Below are 21,512 nucleotides of genomic sequence, written 5' to 3'. Positions count from 1 at the left end.
GACAGACCGCCGATGTCCCGGCAGTTTAGCTTGCCAAGCCGGCGCGAGCCGGCACCTACTCATTTCAGCGGAGCCATCATGTACCAACTAGTGCTGTTGTTTTTCGAGATCTGCATGCTACGCAAGGGGCCGCAAGACGTGCCGGCGTCGCGCTGGCTAACCCGGCTGGCCTTCCTGCCTTACGCGCTGATCAATCTGTTGATTTTGCTGATCGGTAGCAGCTTCGCCGGCGCCCTGCTGCAGTTATTGCTGCAAACCGCGTTGATCGTTGGGTTTACCTATCCGTTGCTGTATTTTTCCGGCAATCCGAACCGCTTTCCACAAACCCTGACGGCGTTGCTGGGCTGCGATGCAATGATCACCTTCTTCGCGATTCCGGCGATGGCCAGTTTGGAAACCCAGGCCAACCAACTCGCCTATATCGCGATGTTGTTGCTGATGGCCTGGCACTGGCTGATCAACGGCAACATCTATCGCCACGCGCTGGACAAGCCGTTGCCGTTCGGGTTGGCGTTGGCGCTTTTGTATATACTGATTTCGTCGCAAGCGATGTCCTTGCTGTTTCCCGAACTTCCCACCGCAGAATAAGAGAGAGCCATGGCCATTTACCAACACATATTACTGGCAGTCGATTTTTTCGAGGCCAACGACCAAGTCGTTCACAAGGCTAGCCAAATTGCCGAGCAGAACAATGCCAAGCTCAGCTTGGTGCACGTCGTCGACAATTTGCCGATTTCCGATCCGGCCGCCGACGCCATCATCCCGTTCGATGTCGAATTGACCCAAGAGCTGATGGAAGCCTGCAAACAGCGCTTGATTAAACTTGGCGAGGAGCTGCGGGTGCCGGTCGAACGCCAATACCTGGAAATGGGTAGCCCGAAAATGGAAATCGTCCGGATTGCCGAGGAAAACCAGGCCGACTTGATCGTGGTCGGCTCGCATGGCCGGCACGGTTTGGCCTTGCTGCTCGGCTCTACCGCCAACGGCGTGTTGCACCACGCCAAATGCGACGTACTGGCGGTCAGGCTGGCGGATGATTGAATTGGTGCTGGGCGGGGCGCGTTCAGGCAAGAGTCGCTATGCCGAAACGCGGGCCGCCGAATCGGGCTTGCCGGTGGTCTACGTGGCTACCGCCGAAGCCGGCGACGCCGAGATGCGCGAGCGCATCGCCCGCCATCGTCTAGATCGTCCCGCCGGCTGGGTGACCGTCGAGGAGCCGCTGGATCTGGCCGGTACGCTACGGGCCGCCGCCGCCGATCGCTGCATTCTGGTCGATTGCCTGACGCTGTGGCTCAGCAATGCCTTGTTCGATAGTCGCGGCAATTTGCGGGCCGATCACTATTACCGCCACCGCGACGCGCTATGCGAAACCTTAAGCTCGGTGCGGCGACGGGTGGTGATGGTCAGCAACGAAGTCGGTTACGGCGTGGTCGCCGCCGATCCCGCCACCCGCCGTTTCGTGGACGAGGCCGGTTTTTTGCATCAACGTCTGGCCCAAATCTGCGACCGGGTGACGCTGGTGGCGGCCGGTTTGCCGCTGGTTCTGAAATCGGCGTGAGCATGGATTGGATATTTCAAGCGCCGGCCCAGCCTGACCGGCGGCTGTTCGAGATCGCCGCCGCCCGGCAAGCGCAATTGACCAAACCGCCCGGATCGCTGGGTGTGCTGGAGGAAAGCGCCGTGCGCTTGGCGGCTTTGCAGCGCCGGGAGCGGCCGAGCGTCGAACGGGTCTGGATCAGTGTGTTCGCCGCCGATCACGGCATCGCCGAGGCGGGCGTGTCGGCCTTTCCGCAAGTGGTCACCCAGGAAATGGTCAAGAATTTCGCGGCCGGCGGCGCCGCAGTCAACGTATTGGCTCGCGCCCTCGGCGCGGACTTCGAAGTCGTCGATGTCGGTCTGGTGGCGCCGGTGGACGTGCCGGGCGTCATCGATTGCCGCGCAGGCCCCGGTACGGCCAGCTTTTTGACGGCGCCGGCAATGAATGCCGAACAACTTGCTGTCGCGTTGTCCGCAGGCCGGGACGCGGTGGCGCGAGCGCTGGCTGCCGGCGCCGAATTGTTCGTCGGCGGCGAAATGGGTATCGCCAATACCGCCAGTGCCAGCGCATTGGCCGCCGCCCGGCTGGGTTTGCCGGCCGCCGATTTAACCGGCGCCGGTACCGGTCTGAGCCCTGGGCAGATCGACAGGAAGGCGGCGGTCATCGAGCAGGCCTTGGCCTTGCACCGCGAGGCCTTGAACTCGCCGCTAGCGATGTTGCAAATCCTGGGCGGTTTCGAAATCGCCGCGCTGACCGGTGCCTATTTGGCCGCCGCCCAGCTGGGTCTGCCGGTTGTCGTCGATGGCTTCATTTGCAGTGTTGCGGCCTTGCTGGCCGCCGCGGTTTGTCCGGGCTGCGCCGATTGGTTGTTCTTCGGCCACCGTTCGGCCGAAAAAGGTCACGTTCTGGTGTTGGAAGCGCTACACGCCAGGCCCTTGCTGGCGTTGGATTTGCGGCTGGGCGAAGCCAGCGGGGCGTTGATGGCGATACCGGTGTTGCAAATGGCTTGCCGCTTGCACAACGAGATGGCGACCTTCGCCCAGGCCGGAGTCAGTACCGCTTGATGGCGGCGGAACGCCAGCCGTGGCGGCCGGGCGGCGTTTCCCGTATCATGAGCGGCCGAAAACGCCAGGGCTGATCCGGCGTTTTCGGCTACCGGGTCGGACTCCGACCTGCTTCATAAGAATAAACCCGCCCGAGAGCCCGATGCGGCGTATTCGAGGCGGCGAGAACCGGGTTAACGACATGCTAGGACATATAGAGAGTTACGACGCCGATTGCCAAACCGGCGTTATCAAAGCCAAAGACCAATTTTACGAGTTTCATATCGAGCAATGGCAATCCGACGCGCCGCCCAAGTCCGGCGACGACGTGGATTTCGATTTCGAGGACGACAAAGTCACCGAAGTCAGTCTGGTCGGTGCCTATCTGATGGAATCCCAACCGGTGAAAAGCCGGATAGTGGCCGGTTTGTTGGGTATCTCGCTGGGCGCGGTCGGCTTGCACCGCATCTATTTGGGCTTTTACACGATAGGCATCGTACAGATTCTGGTGACCTTGGCAACCGGCGGTTACGGCGTGATGTGGGGCTTCATCGAGGGCGTGCTGATCCTGACCGGACACATTTTCAAAGACGCCAAGGGCAGACACCTGAAATAACCGTGCGAGCGTTCTGGCTGGCCTGGCAATTTCTGACCCGGTTTCCGGTCCCGGCGGTTGGGTTCGACGGACCGACGGCCGGCCGATCCTTGCTTTGCTATCCGTTGGTCGGTTTGCTGCTGGGCGGCTTGCTGAGCGGGTTGGCGGCCTGGTTGACCGGAACGCCGACTTACTTGCTGGCGGGCATCTTGTTGACGGCGTGGGTACTGGCGACTGGCGCGCTGCATTTGGACGGTTTGGCCGATTGCGCGGATGCCTGGGTCGGCGGCCACGGCGACCGCGAACGCAGTTTGCGCATTATGAAAGATCCGGCCGCCGGGCCGGTGGCGGTCTGTTTGCTGGTGTTAATCCTGTTGCTGAAATGGGCGGCGCTGACGGCGCTGTTGGAACGGCATGATCCGTCACCGCTATGGACCGCGCCGTTGCTGGGGCGCACGGCGATTTTGCTGCTCATGTTGACCGCCGACTACGTCAGCCCAGCCGGGTTGGCGGCGACCTGGCTGGCGCATGCCGATTTCCGGGCGATGCGCTGGACCGTCGGCGCGGCGCTGTTGTTGGCGTTGGGCCTGTCGGGCTGGCTGCCGCTGCTCGCGGCCGGTCTGGTGCTGTGGTGGCTGCGGCGCGCGGCGCTGGCCCGTTTGGGCGGCGTGACCGGCGACGTGTACGGCGCCGCCGTCGAATTGGTCGAAACGACGGTATTGCTGGCGGTGGCCTTGTGAATCGGCCCGTGCCGATTAGTGAATCCGGCGAAACCGGCGCGGCTTCGGCTTTCAGTGCGGCCGAAATTGCCGGCGTTTATCGGGTGATCGCCGAGCGTCGCGATATGCGCCATTTTCTGTCCGATCCGGTCGATCCGGCCTTACTGGCCCGCTTGCTGCAAGCCGCGCATCAAGCCGGCAGCGTCGGTCTGATGCAACCCTGGCGCTTTATTCGCATCACCGATTCCACATTGCGGAAGCGTCTTCACGACCTGGTCGAACAAGAACGCGTCGCCACCGCCGAGGCGTTGGCCGAACGCCGCGATGAATTCATGCGTTTGAAGGTGGAGGGTATCCTCGATTGCGGCGAATTGCTGGTGGTGGCCTTGCCGGATCGGCGCGAGGGGCATATCTTCGGCCGGCGCACCCTGCCGGAAATGGATGTGGCGTCGGCGGCCTGCGCGATACAAAACCTGTGGTTGGCGGCCCGCGCCGAAGGCCTCGGCATGGGCTGGGTGTCGCTGTTCGATCCGGCGGCGTTGGCGGCCTTGCTGAATATGCCGGCCGGCGCCAAGCCGATCGCGATTTTGTGTTTGGGCCACGTCGCCGAGTTTTACCCCAAGCCGATGTTGGAACTGGAAAACTGGGCGACGCCGCAAGCCTTGTCGGCGTTGGTCTGGGAAAACGCTTGGCAAGATGATCCCTAAAGCCTTGATGGTGCAAGGCACCACTTCCGATGCCGGTAAGAGCACGCTGGTGACGGCGCTGTGCCGTTACTACCGGCGCCAGGGCGTGGCGGTGGCGCCGTTCAAGCCGCAAAATATGGCCTTGAACAGCGCGGTGACGGTGGACGGCGGCGAAATCGGCCGCGCCCAGGCGGTGCAGGCCGCCGCGTGCGGCTTGCCGCCGCATAGCGACATGAATCCGGTGCTGCTGAAGCCCCATTCCGATACCGGCGCTCAGGTCATCATTCACGGCCGGGTACTGGCCAACCAGTCCGCCGCGCAATATCACGATTACAAGACGGTGGTGATGCAGGCGGTGTTGGCCTCCTGGCGGCGTTTGACCGGACAATATCAAGCGGTGATCGTCGAAGGTGCCGGCAGTCCGGCCGAAATCAATTTGCGGGCCGGCGATATCGCCAATATGGGTTTCGCCGAAGCGGTCGACTGTCCGGTCATCTTGATCGCCGACATCGATCGCGGCGGGGTGTTCGCCCACATTGTCGGTACTTTGGCGCTGTTGAGCGAAAGCGAGCGGCGGCGAGTCATCGGCTTCGTGATCAACCGGTTTCGCGGCGACATCGGGCTGCTGCAACCCGGCTTGGACTGGCTGGAAGCCGAAACCGGCAAGCCGGTACTGGCGGTGTTGCCGTATTTGTCCGATCTGTTCCTGGAGGCCGAGGACGCCTTGTCCAGCCGGCATGGCCGCAGCGACGGCGCACGACCGTTCGACATCGTCGTGCCGCATCTGCCCAGCTTCAGCAACCATACCGACTTCGATCCGTTACAACTGCATCCCGGCGTGCGGGTGCGTTTCGCCAAATCGCCCGAGCGGATCGGCGGCGCCGATTTGGTGGTGTTGCCGGGCAGTAAGGTGGTGCGCCGCGATTTGGCGCGTTTGCGGGCGATGGGCTGGGATACCTTCATCCAACGCCATTTGCGCTATGGCGGCAAACTGCTGGGTATTTGCGGCGGTTTTCAAATGCTGGGCCGGGCAATACACGACCCGCGCGGCATTGAGGGCGAGCCGGGTAGCGTGGCCGGTCTGGGCCTGTTGGACATCGAGACCGAGCTGGCGCCGGACAAATGCCTGCGCCAAACCGGCGGCCGACTGGCCGGCACAGAAACAGCCGTGGCGGGCTATGAAATTCATATGGGCGTCAGTCGCGGACCGGGCTTGGCGCGGCCGCTGTTGGAATTGGCGGCCGGCCCGGACGGTGCCGTGTCGGTCGACGGCCAGGTGGCCGGTACTTATTTGCACGGCTTGTTCGATTTGCCGGCGGCGGCCGATGCCTTACTCGCCTGGGCCGGTTACGCCGACGCCGGCGCGGTGGATTTGGCGGCCTTGCGCGAGGCGGGTATCGACAGCCTGGCCAATTGTCTGGCCGAGCATTTCGATTTCGCCAAACTGGCCGAGGGCTTGCGCGAGTTCGGCTGAGTCCGCTTAGATGTAAAGCTCCAGTTGTTCCAAGAGCTGGATGATATCCAGATTGGCGCTTAGCAAGCGCTGGTAGGTCTCGCCGGTCAGCGCGGGCCGTCCCTGTTGGTGTTCCCGCAACACTTGTTCGGCCAGCAAGGTTTGACGGGCTTGGGCTTGCGCCAGTTTGCCCAGCAAACGGCGGTCGGCGCTGGTTTCCAGTTCCAAGCGTTCCAGCCATTTGTTCATGTGCGATTTTTTCTGGATCAAGGTCGGCCAATAGCCGCCGTTGTCGGCCGGCGCGCGCAGATAGGCTTCCAGACGGCGCAACCAATATTGTTGCTGCAATTTCAGCAGCGACAACTGGACGCGGCCGGGATGCAACGGGTTCCGCGCGCTGGCGGTCCAGGCCGGGTAGTTGCGGTAATCGCGGATCCAGTCGGCCAGTGCCGCAGCCGGCATGGGGCGGGCGATGCCGAAGCCTTGGGCCAAATGGCAGCCTAGATGGATCAGAAACACGCCGTGTTCAATGTCTTCGACGCCCTCGGCGACTACGTCGCGCTTGAAGGCTCTGGCCAAGGCGATCACGCTTTCGACGATCGATAAGTCGTCCGGGTCGTCGATCATGCCGCGCACAAAGCTTTGGTCGATCTTGACCGCGCTAATGGTTAAGTGCCGCAAATGGGTCAGCGATGAATAGCCGGTGCCGAAGTCGTCCAGCACGCAGGGTATGCCCAGGTCGTGATAGCACTGCTTCAAGACTTCGCCGACCGAGATCAGGTCGTCGAGCACGCTGCTTTCCAACACTTCCAGTTCCAATTGCCGCGACGAAATACCCGGATGGGCCGCCAGCAATTGCTCCAACTCCGGCACGAATCGCGGCCATTGCAAATGGCGTGGCGAGACGTTGACACTGATCTGCAGTTTGAGACCGGTATCTTGCCAGCGCTGCAATTCGGCGAAGGCGCTTCTTATTACCCAGTTGCTGATGTCGATTTCCAACGGATGACCTTCGACGATGGGCAGGAATTCAGCCGGTGCCAGCAAGCCCCGCTCCGGATGTTGCCAGCGGATTAGCGCTTCGGCGCCGACCACTTCGCCGCTAGCCAGATTGACTTTGGGTTGGTAATACAGGCGGAACTGACCTTGTTCGAGCGCGGCGCCGATTTCCCGCAACGCCAGTTCCAGCCGGTTCGGCGGCGCCGACTTCCGCTCCGGCAACTCGGCAAGTTCGTCGTAGAGGCGGTAGCAGTTGCGGCCGGCCAGTTTAGCCTGATACATCGCGTGATCGGCGTGGCGCAGCAGAAGGTCGGGTTCTTCGCGGTCGAGCGGATAGATCGTTACGCCGCTGCTGGCGGCGATCCGGACCGGACCGGCCGCCAGCTCGAAGGGTTCGGCCACGGCTTGATGGATGCGTTTTAACGTGTCTTCGCATTGCGATACCGATTGCAGGTTTTCGAACAGCAGCGCGAATTCGTCGCCGCCCAATCGGCACACGGTGTCGCCCTCGCGCAGATTTTGACGGATGCGCTTGGCGACTTGTACCAGCAATTGGTCGCCGGCCTCGTGGCCGTAGCCGTCGTTGACCTGTTTGAAGCCGTCCAGATCCAGGTAACAGACCGCCAGCAAGCATTCCGAGCGCTTGCTGTGGGCGATGGCCTGAGCAAAGCGATCGCCGAACAGCGCCCGGTTGGGCAGCTGGGTCAGAACGTCGTAGTGAGCCAATACTTCCAATGCTTGTTGTTGGCGCTTGGTATCGGTAATGTCGGAAAACAGGCCGATGTAATGGACGATCTTGCCGGCGTCGTCGCGCAACGCCGAAATCGTCAGTAGCTCGGCGTAGCAGTCGCCGTTTTTGCGCCGGTTCCAGATTTCGCCCTGCCAATGGCCGCTGTCGGTCAACGCCTGCCACATCTCGGTGAAAAACTCGTCGGGCTGCTTGTCCGACTTCAGCAGGCGTGGGTTCAGGCCGAGCACTTCGGCGCGGTCGTAGCCGGTGATGGCGGTGAAGGCGGCGTTGACATCGATAATATTGGCTTCGGTATCGGTGATGACGATACCTTCGTGCGCGTCGGAAAACACCCGTGCCCACAGGCGCTGCTTTTCCTCGGCCGCCTTGCGTTCGCTGATGTCGTGGACGATGCCGCGCATCCGTAGCGGTTTGCCCTCGCTGTCGCGTTCGGCCTGGCCGACCGAGCGCATCCAGCGTTTTTGACCGTCGGCGTCCACGATCCGGTACTCGACATCGTATTTCGCGCCGGTTTCCAGGTGGGCGCGAGTCGCGGCCAGCACCGCCGGCCGGTCCTCGACATGCACCGCCGCCAAAAAATCGCCCCAACTGTGTTGCGCGGTTTTCGGAAAGCCCAGGCTGCCGGTGACGATCTCGGACCAAAACTGCCGGCCGGTCAGCAACTCCGCTTCCCAGATGCCGATGCCGCCGTAGATCTGGCTCATCCGGAAACGTTCCTCGCTCTGCGTCAGCGCCAGTTCGGTTTGTTTGCGCTCGGTGATGTCCTGGACCAGTACCACGAAACGGTCGGTGTCGGCCTTGTAGCTGTCGATCGCGTACCAGCGGCCGATTTCCTCGACGCGGTTTTCGAAATGACGTGGTTCGCCGCTGGTTTCCAGGTCGTCGAAGCTGGCGATCCACGGGCAGTGGGTGTCCGGCAGCAGTTGCCGGACGGTTTTGTTCAGCCATTCTTGCCGGGCGATGCCGGTCATGCGTTCGAAGGCCGGGTTGATGTCGAGATAGCGGTAATCGACGATCTTGCCGGCGGCATCGCGGATCACTTGGTGCAGCGCGAATCCGAGCGACATGTTGGTGTAGAGCAGCGCCAATTCGGCTTCGCTGCGCTTGCGAGCCTTGACCTCGCGGTTCAGCCGATACAGCCAATAACCGACCAGGGCAAAGGTCAGGATGGCCGGCAAGCCCCATTTGAACAGAGTTTCCGGGCGGATGCCTTGCTCGATTTTCAGGCCCAGCCAGCGGTTGACGATGGCGTCGTGTTCGGCGTGGCTGATGGTGGTCAAGGCTTTTTCCAGAGCCGACAGCAATTCCGGGTTGGTCTTGCTTACCGCCATTCGGCTTTCGCTCAGGTAGCCGGCTTGGCCGGCGATGCGCAAATTCAGCAGGCCGGCGCGGCCGAGAGCGTGGCTGGCCGAGGCGGCGTCGCCGATATACACGTCGGCCTTGCCTTCCGTGACCAGGTTCAGCGCTTCGCCGACCGACGCGGCTTCCAGTTGCTGCAGCGTCGGGTGGTCGCGACGCAGCAATTCCTGGACGAAATAGCCTTTTTCGACGGCGACGCGTTGGCCCGCCAGCATTTGTAACGACCCAATGTAGCCGCTGCTTTCCGGCGCGATGATGACGGTCGGCGTCGAAATATAGGCTTGGGTAAAACTCAGGTAGTGCTCGCGTTCGGGGGTTTTGACCGCGGCGGCGATCATGTCCAATTCGCCGCGTTGCGCCATTTCCAGGGTTTCGTGCCAGGTTTTGTCGCGAACCGGTACGAATTCGACATTCAGCAGGCGGCTCACCAGACGAAGGAAATCCGGCGCGATGCCGATGTATTGGCCTTGGGCGTCTATCGACTCGTAAGGGGCAAAGTTAGGGTCTATCCCCAGCCGGATCTGGCGATGGGTCTGCAACCATTGACGTTCTTCGGCGGAAAGTTGCGGCCCGCTGGATTGGTTGCCGCCGCCGTATACAAAACCGTCCAATTGGGCGTCGTTTAGCGGCTTGGCCAGATTCAGGCTGGCGTAGATTTCGGCGACGCGCCGCAGCCGGCCGGTTTCGATCTGGCCGAGCGGGATCTTGTCCGGTAGGATCAACTTGCGGGTTTCGGTGGCTTCGAAGCGCAACTGCGCTTCGCTCAAGTCGTTGCGGTATTTCGAGCGGATCAGTCGGATGATTTCGTCCGGATGATCCAAGGCGTATTGCCAACCTTTCAGGCTGGCGCGGCGAAAGCGTTCGGCACGACCGGGGTGGCGAGCCAATTCGGTTTGGCTGGTGAACAGTAGGTCGCCGTAGAAATCGACGCCGTAGTTTTGCGGATTGATGATGTTGAAGCTGATGCCGGCTTTCTGCAGGGTGTAAGGGCGATCGGTGATATAGCCGGACATCACGTCGACCCGGTCCTGGATCAAATCCGCGTCGTCGAAGCTTTCCGGGACTTTGACGTAATGGCTCTCGTTGAGATTGGCTTCCGACAGCAGCGCCCGCACCGGCGCGTTGTTTTCGCCGACCACGTCGTACATGATGCGCTTGCCGGCCATCTCGTAAGGACTGATGATGCCGGACGCTTGTTTGCTGAACAGCACCAGCGCGTCGTGCTGAAAGATGGCGGCCAGGGCGACGATGGGCTTGCCGTTGGCATAGTCGGCGACGATGCCGGAGTCGCCGATACCGTAATCGGCCGCGCCGTCGGCGACTTGCCGAATGTAATCCTGGTTTGGCGAGCGCTCGCGAACTTCGACCTGCAAGCCTTCCTCGGCGTAATAGCCTTGTTCCACCGCCGCGTAATAGCCGGCGAATTGGAACTGGTGGAACCATTTGAGTTGCAGAACGACGTTTTCCGGTGACGGGTCGGCGGCAGCGACCAAGTAAGGAAGCAGTAGAACGAAGACTGCCGCCAGCCGGGAACGGGTGATTATCATGATTGCCGCTACGCGCTTCTGAAAAACTTAGCCCATTCTACATGCTCAGGCTTTGCTTTCAGCCGGATTTAGCGGGTTTGGTTGTTGGCGTCCGCAAACAGCGACTGGTATTTGGTTTTGCCGCCGGCTTGCCGGCCTTGCTCGGCTTGGGTCAGGGCCGATTTGGCGGCGTCGCGCAAGCGCAGGTCCGCCAACGAGGGCTGCTTGCGCAGTGGTGCCTGAATCGCCTTTTGCAGAAAGCTTACTGCTTCGGCGGTACGGTCTTGGTCGAGCAGGTAATCGGCGTAAAAATAGTTGGCATCAATGCCGTTAGGGTTGATGCTCAGGCTGGTTTTCAACATTTGCTCGGCTTTCTGGTTGTCGCCGAACGATACCGGCCAGCCGGGTACCATGTAATACAAGGTGCCGAGCGTGACGTAAGCGGCGCCGTCCAGCGCGTTGGGGTTCATGCGAATCGCTTCTTCGAGTAACGCCTTCGCCGAATCCAGCGTGGACAGCGCTGTCAGCGAGGATTGAAAGGCCGCGTTGGTGACCATGATCGTGGCTTGCCAAATCTTGGGTTCGGCGGCATTCGGATAGCGCGCCGCCAATTCGGCGGCTTGCGCTAGCAACAGCGGATATTCCAGTTTCTGACGGTCTTCGTCGTGCTGGTAATACGCGTTGGCCCAATTGCTTTCCAGGGTGGCGATCACGCTGGAAAGCTCCGAAGCGGACGCGGCGGAGGAAAAAAGTATCAAAAAAACAACAACAGTAGCTTTAACCATACATTGACTATAGTGCATTTCAAACACCATTTCAATGTGTTGGTTAAATTATTGTTATTTATCCCAATCCTTGAACGGTTTTTGCGACAAATTGTTGTTGTAATAGCGCAAATCATCGGTGACTTCCTGGCCTAGCCACGCCGGTTTTTCGAAGGATTCGCCAATTTGCGACAACTCGATTTCGGCGACGATCAGCCCGTGGTTGTCGCCGATGAATTCGTCGATTTCCCACAGGTGCGGATTACGGCGCACGAAATGGCGGGTTTTCTCGACTAACGGTTTGTGGCACAACTCATCCAATAGCGTGTTGGCGTCGGCCAGCGGAATTTCGTATTCGAATTCGTGGCGATGGGTGCCTATCGTCGCGCTTTTGATGTTTAGCCAGGCTTGAGTGTCCGAGACGCGTACCCGCACCGAACTGAGCGGACTGCCGCTCAAATAGCCTTGCCGGTAGGACACCGAATGCTCGACTTCGGCTCGCCAATCGTCGTTCGCCAACAAAAATTTATGCTCAATCTCAAGCGCCATGCCTATTCCCCTGCGATTAGATGGTGATCTGTGATAATTCTTTATTATAATGCTGGGTAATTAGGCGAAGGTACTTCCGGAGCCTAATAAGTTGCTGCTGTTCAATCACTCTGGAGAAAGAAGATGGCTTTTGAATTACCTGCATTACCGTACGCAAAAGACGCTTTGGCGCCGCATATTTCCGTGGAAACCATCGAGTATCACTACGGCAAACATCACCAAACCTACGTGACCAATCTGAACAATCTGGTACCCGGTACCGAGTTCGAAGGTCTGACGCTGGAAGAAATCGTCAAAAAATCCTCCGGCGGCATCTTCAACAATGCGGCCCAAATTTGGAATCACACCTTCTATTGGAACAGCCTGTCGCCGAACGGCGGCGGCGCGCCGACCGGCGGTTTGGCCAACGCGATCGACCGCACCTTCGGCTCGTTCGACAAATTCAAGGAAGAGTTCACCAAATGCGCGGTGACCACCTTCGGTTCCGGCTGGGCTTGGTTGGTGAAAAACGCCAACGGTAGTTTGGAGCTGGTCAGCACCAGTAACGCCGGTTGCCCGTTGACCGCCGGTCAAACTCCCATTCTGACCTGCGACGTTTGGGAACACGCCTATTACATCGACTTCCGCAACCTGCGTCCTAAATACCTGGAAGCGTTCTGGGCCTTGGTCAACTGGGAATTCGCCAGCGCCAACTACGACGCATAATCGCTAAACGCGGGGCGGGCGGTGTCCTCACAGGCCGGCTCGCTCCGCTCCTTTTTTGCCCTCCGCCGCTATTGCCGCAAATAAGCCGTCGGTTCTATCCGCCACCGGCCCGGCATTTCAAAACTTAATATCCGCCGGTTACAACTCGGCTTCGCCAAATCGTAGTCGCGCGGTTTGATAAAACGCCGTTGTCTGGCATCGAATATGGTCCTGACCTTGGGATGCAGCAAGTCTTCGCGATGTTGCTCGACTACCACGGCCAACTCGTCGCTCTCCAATTTGACCAGGGTGCCCACCGGGTAGATGCCGACCGTGCGGATGAACTGGTGCACCAAACGGGTATTGAAATGGCTGCCGCCGCCCTCCAGCAAGGTTTTCAGCACGGCGGTCGGTTCGGTGCCGTTGTGGTAGACCCGGTTCGAAGTCAAAGCGTCGTATACGTCGACGATGGCCGCCATCTGACCGAAGCGGCTGATTTGCTCGCCGATCAAGCCCAGCGGGTAGCCGCTGCCGTCGTAACGCTCGTGGTGTTCGGCCGCGACGCTGATCGATATCGGCGAGATGCCGAAAGTATTTTCCAATAGACCGCGGCCGGCTTCGACATGGCCCTTGACGATTTCGAATTCGGCGCTCGTCAATTTGCCGGCTTTGTTCAGCAGCTCCTGTGGAATCCGCATCTTGCCGATGTCGTGTAACAGTCCGCCCATGCCTGCCAATTCGATTTCGGCCCGCTCGATGTTCAGCGCCCGGCAAAAACTGATGAGCAATGTGCCGACCGCGACCGAATGTTGGAACGTGTATTGATCGGCGCGCTTCAAGCGCAACAAGCTGATCAAGGCATCCGGATTGCGGAAAATCGACTCGGTAATCGCCGTGACCACTGGGCGGGCTTGTTCCAGCGCCACCTGCTTGCCCAATCGGCAATCCTGTAACATGTCGCGCACTATGGAATGGGCTTCGTGGTAGACGTGGCGGGCTTGGCGCAGTTCTTCGGCGATCGGCACCGCCGCCACGATAGGCTCGATAGCGGCGCTGCGATGGATTTCGCTGGTCTGAGCCGGCGTGAATTGGTTCAAGTCGCCACTTGGCGCCAAGTCGTCGCCTTTGTCGGTGTCGATGTAGACGTAACGCAAGCCCAAATCGGCGATTTTTTCGACATCTTGCGCCGACGCCAGCTTAAACCGGTTGCGCAAGAACGGATGCTCGGACCAGTCGCGGTTCAAATCGTGGACGTACATGCCAGGCCGCAGATCGCCGACCTCGATTTTCTTAATCACTGGGCTTAAGCTCCTGTCCGATGGGCGAAGGCCCAATCCAGGCGCCCGCGCGATCGCCTAGTTTGCGGCGTATTCGGCTTGGCCGTCAACCTGGAAAACCGGCCGAAGTGTCCGGGGACGACGGCGGGCGCCGCGTCTGCTCGCCGTCCCTTTCGGCGCTATAAAACCGTACGTTCCAACAACCAGTAAGCGCCCATCATGCACACCGCCGCCGAACAGCTTTTCAAAAATCTGTCGGCGATCGCGATTTGATTATTCAACCACCAGATGATCGGTAACACGATCGCGGCGACCGCGATCTGGCCGGTCTCGATGCCTAGGTTGAACGACAGCAGCGGCAACAAGATGCCGGTATCGCTGCTGGAAATCTCCATTTCCCGCAACACGCTGGCAAAACCGAAGCCGTGAACGAGGCCGAAGCCGAAAGTGAGCCACTCGCGGCCCTTGGGATGGTCGCCGCGTATCAGATTCTCGGCGCTGACATAAATAATCGTCGCGGCGATGAAGGGTTCGACGAAGCTGCTCGGCAGCTCGACCAAGTTCAAGCCGGCCAGCGCTAACGTGATCGAATGGGCGATCGTGAAGAAGGTGATGATTTTCAGCGCCGGCCAGAAATTGTGGGTGACCGCCAGCAATGCAAACAAAAACAGCAAGTGATCGTAACCGGTCAGAATGTGTTCGACGCCCAGCTTAAAAAAGTCGGTGAAGGCCGTCAGCCAAGCGCCACCGCCGGCTTGCGCCGCGCCGGCCGTCAACTCGACGCTCAGGCTGGCGTCGTTTTTACCCAACATTTTTTCCGCCAAGGTTTTGCCGTTGCCGTCCTTGACCGTCAGGTATTGCTGATGACCGTCCGGCAGCGAAGCCAGAAACGCGGATTGCAGCGTCAGTCGGCCCGAGCTTAGCGGTCCGAAATGGAACTCGACGTGGGCGTTGTTTTGCTCGTCGTAATCGACCCGGCCCGGTTCGCTGGGCGCCAGCACGGCATTGCCGTCCAGAAGTCGAAATTGATCGGCCAATAATTTGGCGACGGCGGGTTTGGCCGCCTCGCGCTCGGCGTCGCTGACTTCGGCGTCCAGATCGCTGTCCATCGGCGAGAAGGCCTCGATGTCTTGTAGCGCGAACGTCACCTTGGCGATGACGCCGTCGGGTTTGACCACGACGTCGACCGAACTTAAACCCGGCGGGTGGGCGGCAACCCAGGCGGATTGCGTCAACAGCCAGCAGACTAGTAGGGTGCGAACCAGCCATGCCGGCTGAAAACATAGGTTTAGCTGACGCATCGCGTTAATTCTCCTGGCCTTCGGATGGCGGGCTCGGTTTGCGCTTGCGTAGAAAAACCACACGCCAAATCCGGCCAACAATAATCCGCCAACGCTCCCGCCGATCAGCACCAGCGGCGGTTGGGCGCCGGCCGGTGCCACGCCGACTTCCAGCGGCACCCGAAATTTGTCGTCTTCCTCGATCGCATCGCCGATTAAAAAGTACAGCACGTAGTCGCCGGTTTTATCGACATCGGCCTGTGCCTCGACGGCGCCGCGCGGATAGAGTTTGGCCGGAAACTCGGCGACGGTACGGATCTCGCGGATATCGTTCGGCGGCTGTTGGCCGGTCTTTTCGACTTCAACCAGTTTCACGCCGATCGGGGTAGCGCGGATGTCGCGGTCGATCAAATCGGCGGTGAAAAACATCTTGCCGGCGCGGGGGATTTGCTGACAAAACGGCACGAAGGCGGCTTTGGCGTCGGCGGCGTTATCGGTTTTTTCCGGCTGGATGTAAGCACTGAAATGCACCGCGTAAAAGTCGTTGGCGATGATGCAATCCAGATCGGGGCGGTTGCCCAAGGCGTTGGATTGTTTGGCGCCGAAGCCGAGTTTGTCGCAGCCGCTCAATAGCGGCAGCGCGGCCAGCAGCGCGGCTGTCAAGGAAAAGGAAAAACGGGTCATGGGCTTGCCTGGGAATTAAGGTTTCACGGTGAAATCGAATTTGCCGGTGACGATGTGCGTATCTTCCGACACCACCCGATAGCGCACGGTGTACTTGCCCGGCGCCAAGTTGGCGACCGTGGCGTGAATATGGGAGCCGTCGGTCAGGCTTTGTTCGACGTCGTGATTATCGACGCGCTTGCCGGCGGCGTCGATGACCGCCAAGGCTTTGTATTCGCTACGGACCGGATCGTTGAACCACAAATCCACTTGTTTCGGCGCTTCCTTGACTTCCTCGTCCTTGGCCGGTTGCGACTTCACCAGGATGGCGTGCGCGAGCGCCGACAACGGGCTCAACAGTGCCGTCGCCACCAGGCCGGCCTTTATTATTGTTGTAATGTGCGACTTGGGCATGACTACCTCTCGAATGACAAAAATCTAATGAATCAACGCGGCCCGCCATTGTTTGGCGGAACCCGGTTGTTGCTCGTACCACAATGCCAGCCAGCCCTGGCCGGTTGCGACGATCCGCGGAAAACCGGCCGAGGCGGCCGGCGCCGACAGCAAGCTGCCCTGCGTCCAACTCGCGCCGTGGTCGGCGGACTCGGCCAGATACACTTTCGAGCCCGCCGGTCCCAGCGCGTCCCAAACCGCGAGCAAGCGCTCCGCGCCGACGGCCAGATCGGCGTGGAACGGACTCATGCCGTCGCCCAGCCGATGCGGTGCGCTCCAACTCGTGCCGCCGTCGGTCGATTGCAAATGATACAGGCCGACTTGTTGGTCCGCGCCGGTCCACACCAGCGCGTGCCGGCTGGCGTCGTCGGCGTAGGCCAGGCTGCCGCCGTTGTGCGGGCAACCGTCGAATTTCCAGCCGAAGCCGCCGACCGCGGCACTGCGTTGCCAGCTGATGCCGGCATCGGTGGATTGCGCCAGCGCCATGTCGCGCGGCTCCATGTCGCGGTACAGAATGTCGATCTTACCGTCCGGCGCCGCCGCGATCCGGTTCCAGCAACACGAACAACTGCTGTCGTCCACGCTTTGCGCGGCTTGCCAATGCAAGCCGGCGTCGTCGGAGCGGGCGTAGCGCAGGCCCTGATAACCGTTTTCGTCGCGGTCGTCCAGCCAGACCAGATGAAAACGACCGGCCGCGTCGGTCGCCAGATCGTGGTGGGATTGGTCGATGTCGCTGCCGGTCGGGTTGGCGCCGGCTTGCCAGCTTTGGCCGCCGTCGGCCGAACGTGCCACGAACAGCGGGCCCATGCCTGGAATCTCGCCGCTGACTTGCCAAACCAGAACTACATTGTCGCCGCTGGCGGCCACTTGAATATCGTTGCCGGTTTTCGATTCCACCGGCTGCTGAAATTGCCCGGCCAGCGCCACCGGCGCAGACCAATGCCGGCCGCCGTCTTCCGAATGCAGATAACCGATGTAGGGCTGGCGCGGATCGCCGCCGTCGGCGATAAACGCCGCATGCACTTTAGCGCCGTTGGCCTGCACGTCGAAACTTCGCAGCCCCTGCAAGCCTAATGCCGCGAAATCGACGATTTGCACCGGTTCCGGCGCCGCGCCTATCACGTTCGCGGCACCGCCGGCATCGCGCTCGGACGCGTTGTCGCAGGCCGTCAAGACGGCGGCGCTCAACAGGGCGGCGGTGCGGAACAATCGGCCGAGCGGCATCGGTGGTACTTCCGGAAATTGAATGGGGCGCTGATTAGACCACATTGGCGGGCAAAGCTGAATATCCGAAGAGCGGGGATGGGGTCGGGCGGCGCTTTTGCGGGTTTCGACCGAGACAATGTCCACCGAGGAAGGGATAGCCGCCCAATCGTCTTTTAGACTGTACAACCGGGGAAGTTTTCGCATGACTTCGCTGCAGCACTAGCGGGATAGATGAGGCAGGTCTGACGATGATTCGGTTTGCCGCGAAATCCAGATGCAGCAGCATATCGCGCTTCCAAGCCGCTCGACGCGGGGCAGGCTGGTCATTTTAAAAACGATCCGACCGCATGGCCGCTCACTTTTTTGAAATTTCCGACTTCCCCGCCCGCGCTTCTACTAAGGTAGAAACTATTGCCTAGGAGCCTGTCGGACTTAAAAGCCAATAGTCCATTCGGTAACTTGGTTAGATAAAATAGGTGGTATAGAAAGAACCAGCAACCGGGAGAGCCCTTGATGAGTCGATTCATTCCTGTTAACCGCCATCAAGTCTATCTATTACCCCCTCGGTGGACGAATGGTTGCCGGAGGATCACTTGGCGCGTTTTGTCGTCGAAGTCATCGAGCAGTTGGATTTAAGCCGGTTGACGAGCCGCTATCAAGGTCGGGGTTCGGCGGCGCACCATCCGGCGATATTATTGGCACTGCTGGTCTATGGGTACGCCACCGGCGTGTTTTCCAGCCGGAAGATCGAACGGGCCACCTACGATTCGGTGGCGTTTCGTTTCTTGTCTGGTGATACCCATCCCGATCACGATACCCTGGCTCACTTCCGCAAGACGTTCCTGGTCGAGTTGGAAGACCTGTTCGTCCAAGTGCTGAGTCTGGCGCAAGCGATGAAGTTGGTGAAGCTGGGGCAAATCGCGTTGGACGGCACCAAGCTCAAAGCGAATGCCTCCAAGCACAAGGCCTTGTCCCACAGCCATATCGAAAAGCTCGAAGCACAGCTACGAGACGAAGTTCAGGCCTTACTGCAAAAGGCCGACGAAACCGACGCGGTGGACGACCGGGACGGCCTTGATCTGCCGGACGAATTGGCGCGGCGGGAAGACCGGCTGAAAGCCTTGCGTGAAGCGAAAGCCAAGATCGCCGAGCGGGCCAAACCGCGCGACGCGCAAGCCGAACAGGCATACGAGGACAAGGTGTCCCGCCGGGAAGCCCAGCGGCAAGCTGGCCAAAAGCCGCGAGGCCCGGAACCCAAGGCGCCGGTAGCCGGCCCCAAGCCCGACGATCAAATCAACCTGACCGACGAGGAATCGCGCATCCTGCCGAGTCACGAAGGCTTTGTGCAAGGCTACAACAGTCAGGCCGCCGTCGATGTCGATACGATGCTGATCGTGGCCACCACGGTCACGCAGCAGACCAACGACAAACAACAAGTTGAGCCGATGCTGGCCGAACTGAAAAAACTGCCCGACGCCTTGGGCCAAGCCGAAGCCCTACTGGCGGACACCGGCTACTTCAGTGCCGCCAACGTCCAGGCTTGCGAACGAAACCGGATCGAACCTTTAATCGCCATGGGCCGTGACAGTCATCATCGGCCGTTGGCGGAACGTTTAGCCCCGGATGCGCCGGAACCGACTGGCGACGATCCGCTGGAAAAGATGGCTTGGTACTTGAAAACCCGCGAAGGCAAAGCCCGTTATGCCAAGCGCAAATGCACGGTGGAACCCGTGTTCGGGATCATCAAACAGGTACTCGGCTTTCGCCAATTCTCCTTACGCGGTCTGGATGCGGTCACCGGTGAGTGGAAACTGGTGGCCATGGCCTTCAACTTGAAACGGATGCATATCTTGGCGAGGGTCGTCTAATGGTCGAAACGATTGGCCAGCAAAAGGCTCGATTGGCGTTATCGGAATCCAACGCCAAAACGCTCGCCTAACCAGTGGCAAATCCTTCCTTCGACCGCCGTCTTCGCTGAGCTGGATGACAACAGAAGTGCTGGTAAGTTAAGTCCGACAGGCTCCTAGAATCACGCCTACCGATCTCGCCGTTTCGGTAAGCGACATCCATACAAAACGAATCGCGATATGCGGTGTCGACAATTTGTTAGAAATGTTTTAATAACCTAATTTTTAGAAGAAAAAATAGGCCTATGACCACCGCCAACATCAACACGACCATGCTGACCTGGGCGCGCGAGCGCTCCGGCATTGCCGTGCCTGAATTTGCGCGGAAATGCGGTGTCAGCCCAGACAGGCTCAGCGAATGGGAATCCGGCCATCGGCCTTTGACTTTCAAGCAGGCTATGACTTACGCTGAAAAAGCACATATCCCGTTCGGCTATTTGTTTCTGGTCCAACCGCCAATCGACGAATTGCCGATTCCCGATTTAAGAACCGTCGAAGGCCAAGCAAACCGCAAATTCAGCGCCGAATTGCTCGACCTTATCAAGCTGATGCAACAGCGCCAGGAATGGTACAAAGATTACCTGCAACAACATTTTGTCGGTCCAAATCCTATCGTTGGCCGCTTTGCCGTCAAAGATGGGGTAACCACCATCGTCCACGACATGCGCACCGCACTTGGTGTCGGCATTCATCCGCAACGCGGCAGTTGGGAAGACTATTACCGCGATTTGGTTAACCGTATCGAGTCTGTTGGGGTTTTAGTGATGCGCCAAAGCGATGTAGGCCACTACACGCGGCCGTTACGTGTCGAAGAGTTTCGCGGTTTTGCAATCGCTGACGGCTATGCGCCGATCATATTCGTCAACCAAGCCGATGCCTTGGGTGCACGGCTGTTTACCCTGGTCCACGAACTGTGCCATATCTGGATCGGCCAGTCCGGCATTTCCGACGCTAGCACGCAAACCCACCGAGAAGAAGAGGTTCTTTGTAACGCCGTCGCCGCCGAGTTTTTAGTCCCGGCTACTGAATTTCAACCCCTATGGCAGCAGGGTCAGAAAAATTGGCAGTCTAATTTACCGACTTTGGAAACGCATTTTCACGTCAGCACCTGGGCATTGGCGCGTCGCGCGCTGACGCTAAATTTCATCACGCCGGACGAATACCAGCGTTACATCAACGCTCAGCAAGCGGCGTATCAAGATCGGAACGACGAAGGTGGTGGCCCCGGTTATTACCGCACCAAAAAAGCCCAAATTAGCCAGCGTTTTTCCCGTGCGGTCGTTAGCGAGGCTCTCAGCGGCCAATTGTTACTCCGTGAAGCCAGCCAGTTGTTGGGCGGCATCAAACCCGACAAAATCGCCACTTTTGCCAAGGAGTTGGGCGTTTGAAATATCTTCTGGACTCAAACACCTACATTCAAGCCAAGAATTTCTATTACGGCATGGACATCTGCCCGGCTTATTGGGATTGGTTGGATCATAAGTTTCAATTGGGTTTGGTCGCCAGTGTTCAGATGATAGGCAAGGAACTCAAAGACGGTGACGACGAACTGGCTGCTTGGGCCAAGGCCCGCCCAGAACATTTCATCGACAACGACGACACCGAAACCCAGGCGGTGTTTTCCGAAATTGTCCAAAGTGTCGCAGCCGGCGACTATAATTCGGGTAACCGCGACAACTTCTTAGCCAAAGCCGATCCCTGGCTCATCGCTAAAGCCAAAACCCTCGGCGCGACAGTAGTCACCCACGAAGCGTTGCTGGCACCCAATACCAAGAAAGTCAAAGTTCCCAACATTTGCCGCCAATTCGGTGTGCCGTGCCTGGACACGTTTCAGTTTCTGCGGGAACTGAATGCTCGGTTCGTTTTGGAACGCTAAATTCCAGCCAAGGGTACGCACCGCGTACCTTTTTGGCTCAAACGATAGCCATTAACGATCACTCCCCGTCAATCACCACTATCGCTACAAACCGGAAAGCACGGCGATTGCCGGTTAGTCGTTCGCGGTGTTCGATCCGGCCCGCCCAGGATTGAGGTCAACGAATAGCCTAGTTGTCCGGAATA

The 21,512-nt window shown here is 59.5% G+C and carries 18 protein-coding genes and 1 pseudogene; 12 read left to right on the top strand and 7 right to left on the bottom strand.

The window, feature by feature from the left end:
* Positions 1 to 78 precede the first annotated feature (78 nt).
* The 8 genes from ACP4CD_RS12890 to ACP4CD_RS12855 all read left to right on the top strand — a co-directional run bounded on the left by ACP4CD_RS12890 (position 79) and on the right by ACP4CD_RS12855 (position 6,054).
* Entirely contained in the window at positions 79 to 588 is a 510-nt protein-coding gene (locus ACP4CD_RS12890; RefSeq protein WP_064025557.1) for a hypothetical protein, read from the top strand.
* 9 nt (positions 589 to 597) lie between these two features.
* Positions 598 to 1,041, top strand: coding sequence for a universal stress protein (locus ACP4CD_RS12885; protein WP_426991207.1), 444 nt, complete (start codon positions 598 to 600; stop codon positions 1,039 to 1,041).
* Complete coding sequence (cobU, locus tag ACP4CD_RS12880; protein ID WP_426991206.1) at positions 1,034 to 1,558, top strand: bifunctional adenosylcobinamide kinase/adenosylcobinamide-phosphate guanylyltransferase; 525 nt, start codon at positions 1,034 to 1,036, stop codon at positions 1,556 to 1,558. The genes ACP4CD_RS12885 and cobU overlap by 8 nt, the downstream gene beginning before the upstream one ends.
* A gap of 2 nt (positions 1,559 to 1,560) precedes the next feature.
* The gene (gene cobT, locus ACP4CD_RS12875) at positions 1,561 to 2,601 is read left to right on the top strand and encodes a nicotinate-nucleotide--dimethylbenzimidazole phosphoribosyltransferase (RefSeq protein ID WP_426991205.1); all 1,041 of its coding nucleotides are present in this window, start codon (positions 1,561 to 1,563) and stop codon (positions 2,599 to 2,601) included.
* Between the two features lie 142 nt (positions 2,602 to 2,743).
* On the top strand, positions 2,744 to 3,196 hold the full coding sequence (locus ACP4CD_RS12870; RefSeq protein ID WP_231883562.1) for a TM2 domain-containing protein: 453 nt from the start codon (positions 2,744 to 2,746) through the stop codon (positions 3,194 to 3,196).
* Positions 3,197 to 3,198: 2 nt separating this feature from the next.
* A complete protein-coding gene (locus tag ACP4CD_RS12865) occupies positions 3,199 to 3,915 on the top strand; it encodes an adenosylcobinamide-GDP ribazoletransferase (protein WP_426991204.1) in 717 nt (238 codons plus the stop codon).
* 8 nt (positions 3,916 to 3,923) lie between these two features.
* Entirely contained in the window at positions 3,924 to 4,601 is a 678-nt protein-coding gene (gene bluB, locus ACP4CD_RS12860; protein WP_426991203.1) for a 5,6-dimethylbenzimidazole synthase, read from the top strand.
* Positions 4,591 to 6,054, top strand: a complete 1,464-nt coding sequence (locus tag ACP4CD_RS12855) for a cobyric acid synthase (RefSeq protein ID WP_426991202.1) — start codon at positions 4,591 to 4,593, stop codon at positions 6,052 to 6,054. Before bluB ends, ACP4CD_RS12855 begins: the two co-directional genes overlap by 11 nt.
* A 6-nt stretch (positions 6,055 to 6,060) precedes the next feature.
* Here the strand turns inward: ACP4CD_RS12855 and ACP4CD_RS12850 are convergent, their stop codons facing one another.
* The 3 genes from ACP4CD_RS12850 to ACP4CD_RS12840 form a co-directional block, all read right to left on the bottom strand.
* A complete protein-coding gene (locus ACP4CD_RS12850) occupies positions 6,061 to 10,689 on the bottom strand; it encodes an EAL domain-containing protein (RefSeq protein WP_426991201.1) in 4,629 nt (1,542 codons plus the stop codon).
* A 68-nt stretch (positions 10,690 to 10,757) separates the two neighbouring features.
* Positions 10,758 to 11,426 (bottom strand): tetratricopeptide repeat protein, encoded by a 669-nt coding sequence (locus tag ACP4CD_RS12845; RefSeq protein ID WP_426991200.1) that lies wholly within the window; start codon positions 11,424 to 11,426, stop codon positions 10,758 to 10,760.
* Between the two features lie 81 nt (positions 11,427 to 11,507).
* A complete protein-coding gene (locus ACP4CD_RS12840; protein WP_064025526.1) occupies positions 11,508 to 11,981 on the bottom strand; it encodes a CYTH domain-containing protein in 474 nt (157 codons plus the stop codon).
* A gap of 123 nt (positions 11,982 to 12,104) precedes the next feature.
* Here ACP4CD_RS12840 and sodB point away from each other — a divergent pair, with 123 nt between their 5' ends.
* The gene (gene sodB / locus ACP4CD_RS12835; RefSeq protein WP_064025524.1) at positions 12,105 to 12,686 is read left to right on the top strand and encodes a superoxide dismutase [Fe]; all 582 of its coding nucleotides are present in this window, start codon (positions 12,105 to 12,107) and stop codon (positions 12,684 to 12,686) included.
* Between the two features lie 68 nt (positions 12,687 to 12,754).
* On the opposite strand, the gene ACP4CD_RS12830 is transcribed toward sodB, so the two are convergent.
* The 4 genes from ACP4CD_RS12830 to ACP4CD_RS12815 form a co-directional block, all read right to left on the bottom strand.
* Entirely contained in the window at positions 12,755 to 13,963 is a 1,209-nt protein-coding gene (locus tag ACP4CD_RS12830) for an HD-GYP domain-containing protein (RefSeq protein ID WP_426991198.1), read from the bottom strand.
* Positions 13,964 to 14,121: 158 nt separating this feature from the next.
* Positions 14,122 to 15,906 (bottom strand): HupE/UreJ family protein, encoded by a 1,785-nt coding sequence (locus tag ACP4CD_RS12825; protein WP_426991197.1) that lies wholly within the window; start codon positions 15,904 to 15,906, stop codon positions 14,122 to 14,124.
* 15 nt (positions 15,907 to 15,921) lie between these two features.
* Positions 15,922 to 16,299, bottom strand: a complete 378-nt coding sequence (locus ACP4CD_RS12820; protein WP_168031311.1) for a copper resistance CopC family protein — start codon at positions 16,297 to 16,299, stop codon at positions 15,922 to 15,924.
* Between the two features lie 24 nt (positions 16,300 to 16,323).
* Complete coding sequence (locus ACP4CD_RS12815; RefSeq protein WP_426991195.1) at positions 16,324 to 17,748, bottom strand: sialidase family protein; 1,425 nt, start codon at positions 17,746 to 17,748, stop codon at positions 16,324 to 16,326.
* A 309-nt stretch (positions 17,749 to 18,057) separates the two neighbouring features.
* On the opposite strand from ACP4CD_RS12815, the pseudogene ACP4CD_RS12810 reads away from it, so the two are divergent.
* The 3 genes and pseudogenes from ACP4CD_RS12810 to ACP4CD_RS12800 all read left to right on the top strand — a co-directional run bounded on the left by ACP4CD_RS12810 (position 18,058) and on the right by ACP4CD_RS12800 (position 21,327).
* Positions 18,058 to 19,412 (top strand): annotated as a pseudogene (locus ACP4CD_RS12810) (IS1182 family transposase).
* A gap of 284 nt (positions 19,413 to 19,696) precedes the next feature.
* The gene (locus ACP4CD_RS12805) at positions 19,697 to 20,839 is read left to right on the top strand and encodes a helix-turn-helix domain-containing protein (protein WP_064031176.1); all 1,143 of its coding nucleotides are present in this window, start codon (positions 19,697 to 19,699) and stop codon (positions 20,837 to 20,839) included.
* On the top strand, positions 20,836 to 21,327 hold the full coding sequence (locus ACP4CD_RS12800) for a DUF4411 family protein (RefSeq protein WP_426991194.1): 492 nt from the start codon (positions 20,836 to 20,838) through the stop codon (positions 21,325 to 21,327). Before ACP4CD_RS12805 ends, ACP4CD_RS12800 begins: the two co-directional genes overlap by 4 nt.
* Positions 21,328 to 21,512 lie beyond the last annotated feature (185 nt).

The organism is Methylomonas stagni (genome assembly GCF_050154735.1).
Lineage (GTDB): Bacteria > Pseudomonadota > Gammaproteobacteria > Methylococcales > Methylomonadaceae > Methylomonas > Methylomonas koyamae_A.
Note: the sequence above shows the minus strand (reverse complement) of the source record. Positions and strands in the feature narration are given on the sequence as shown.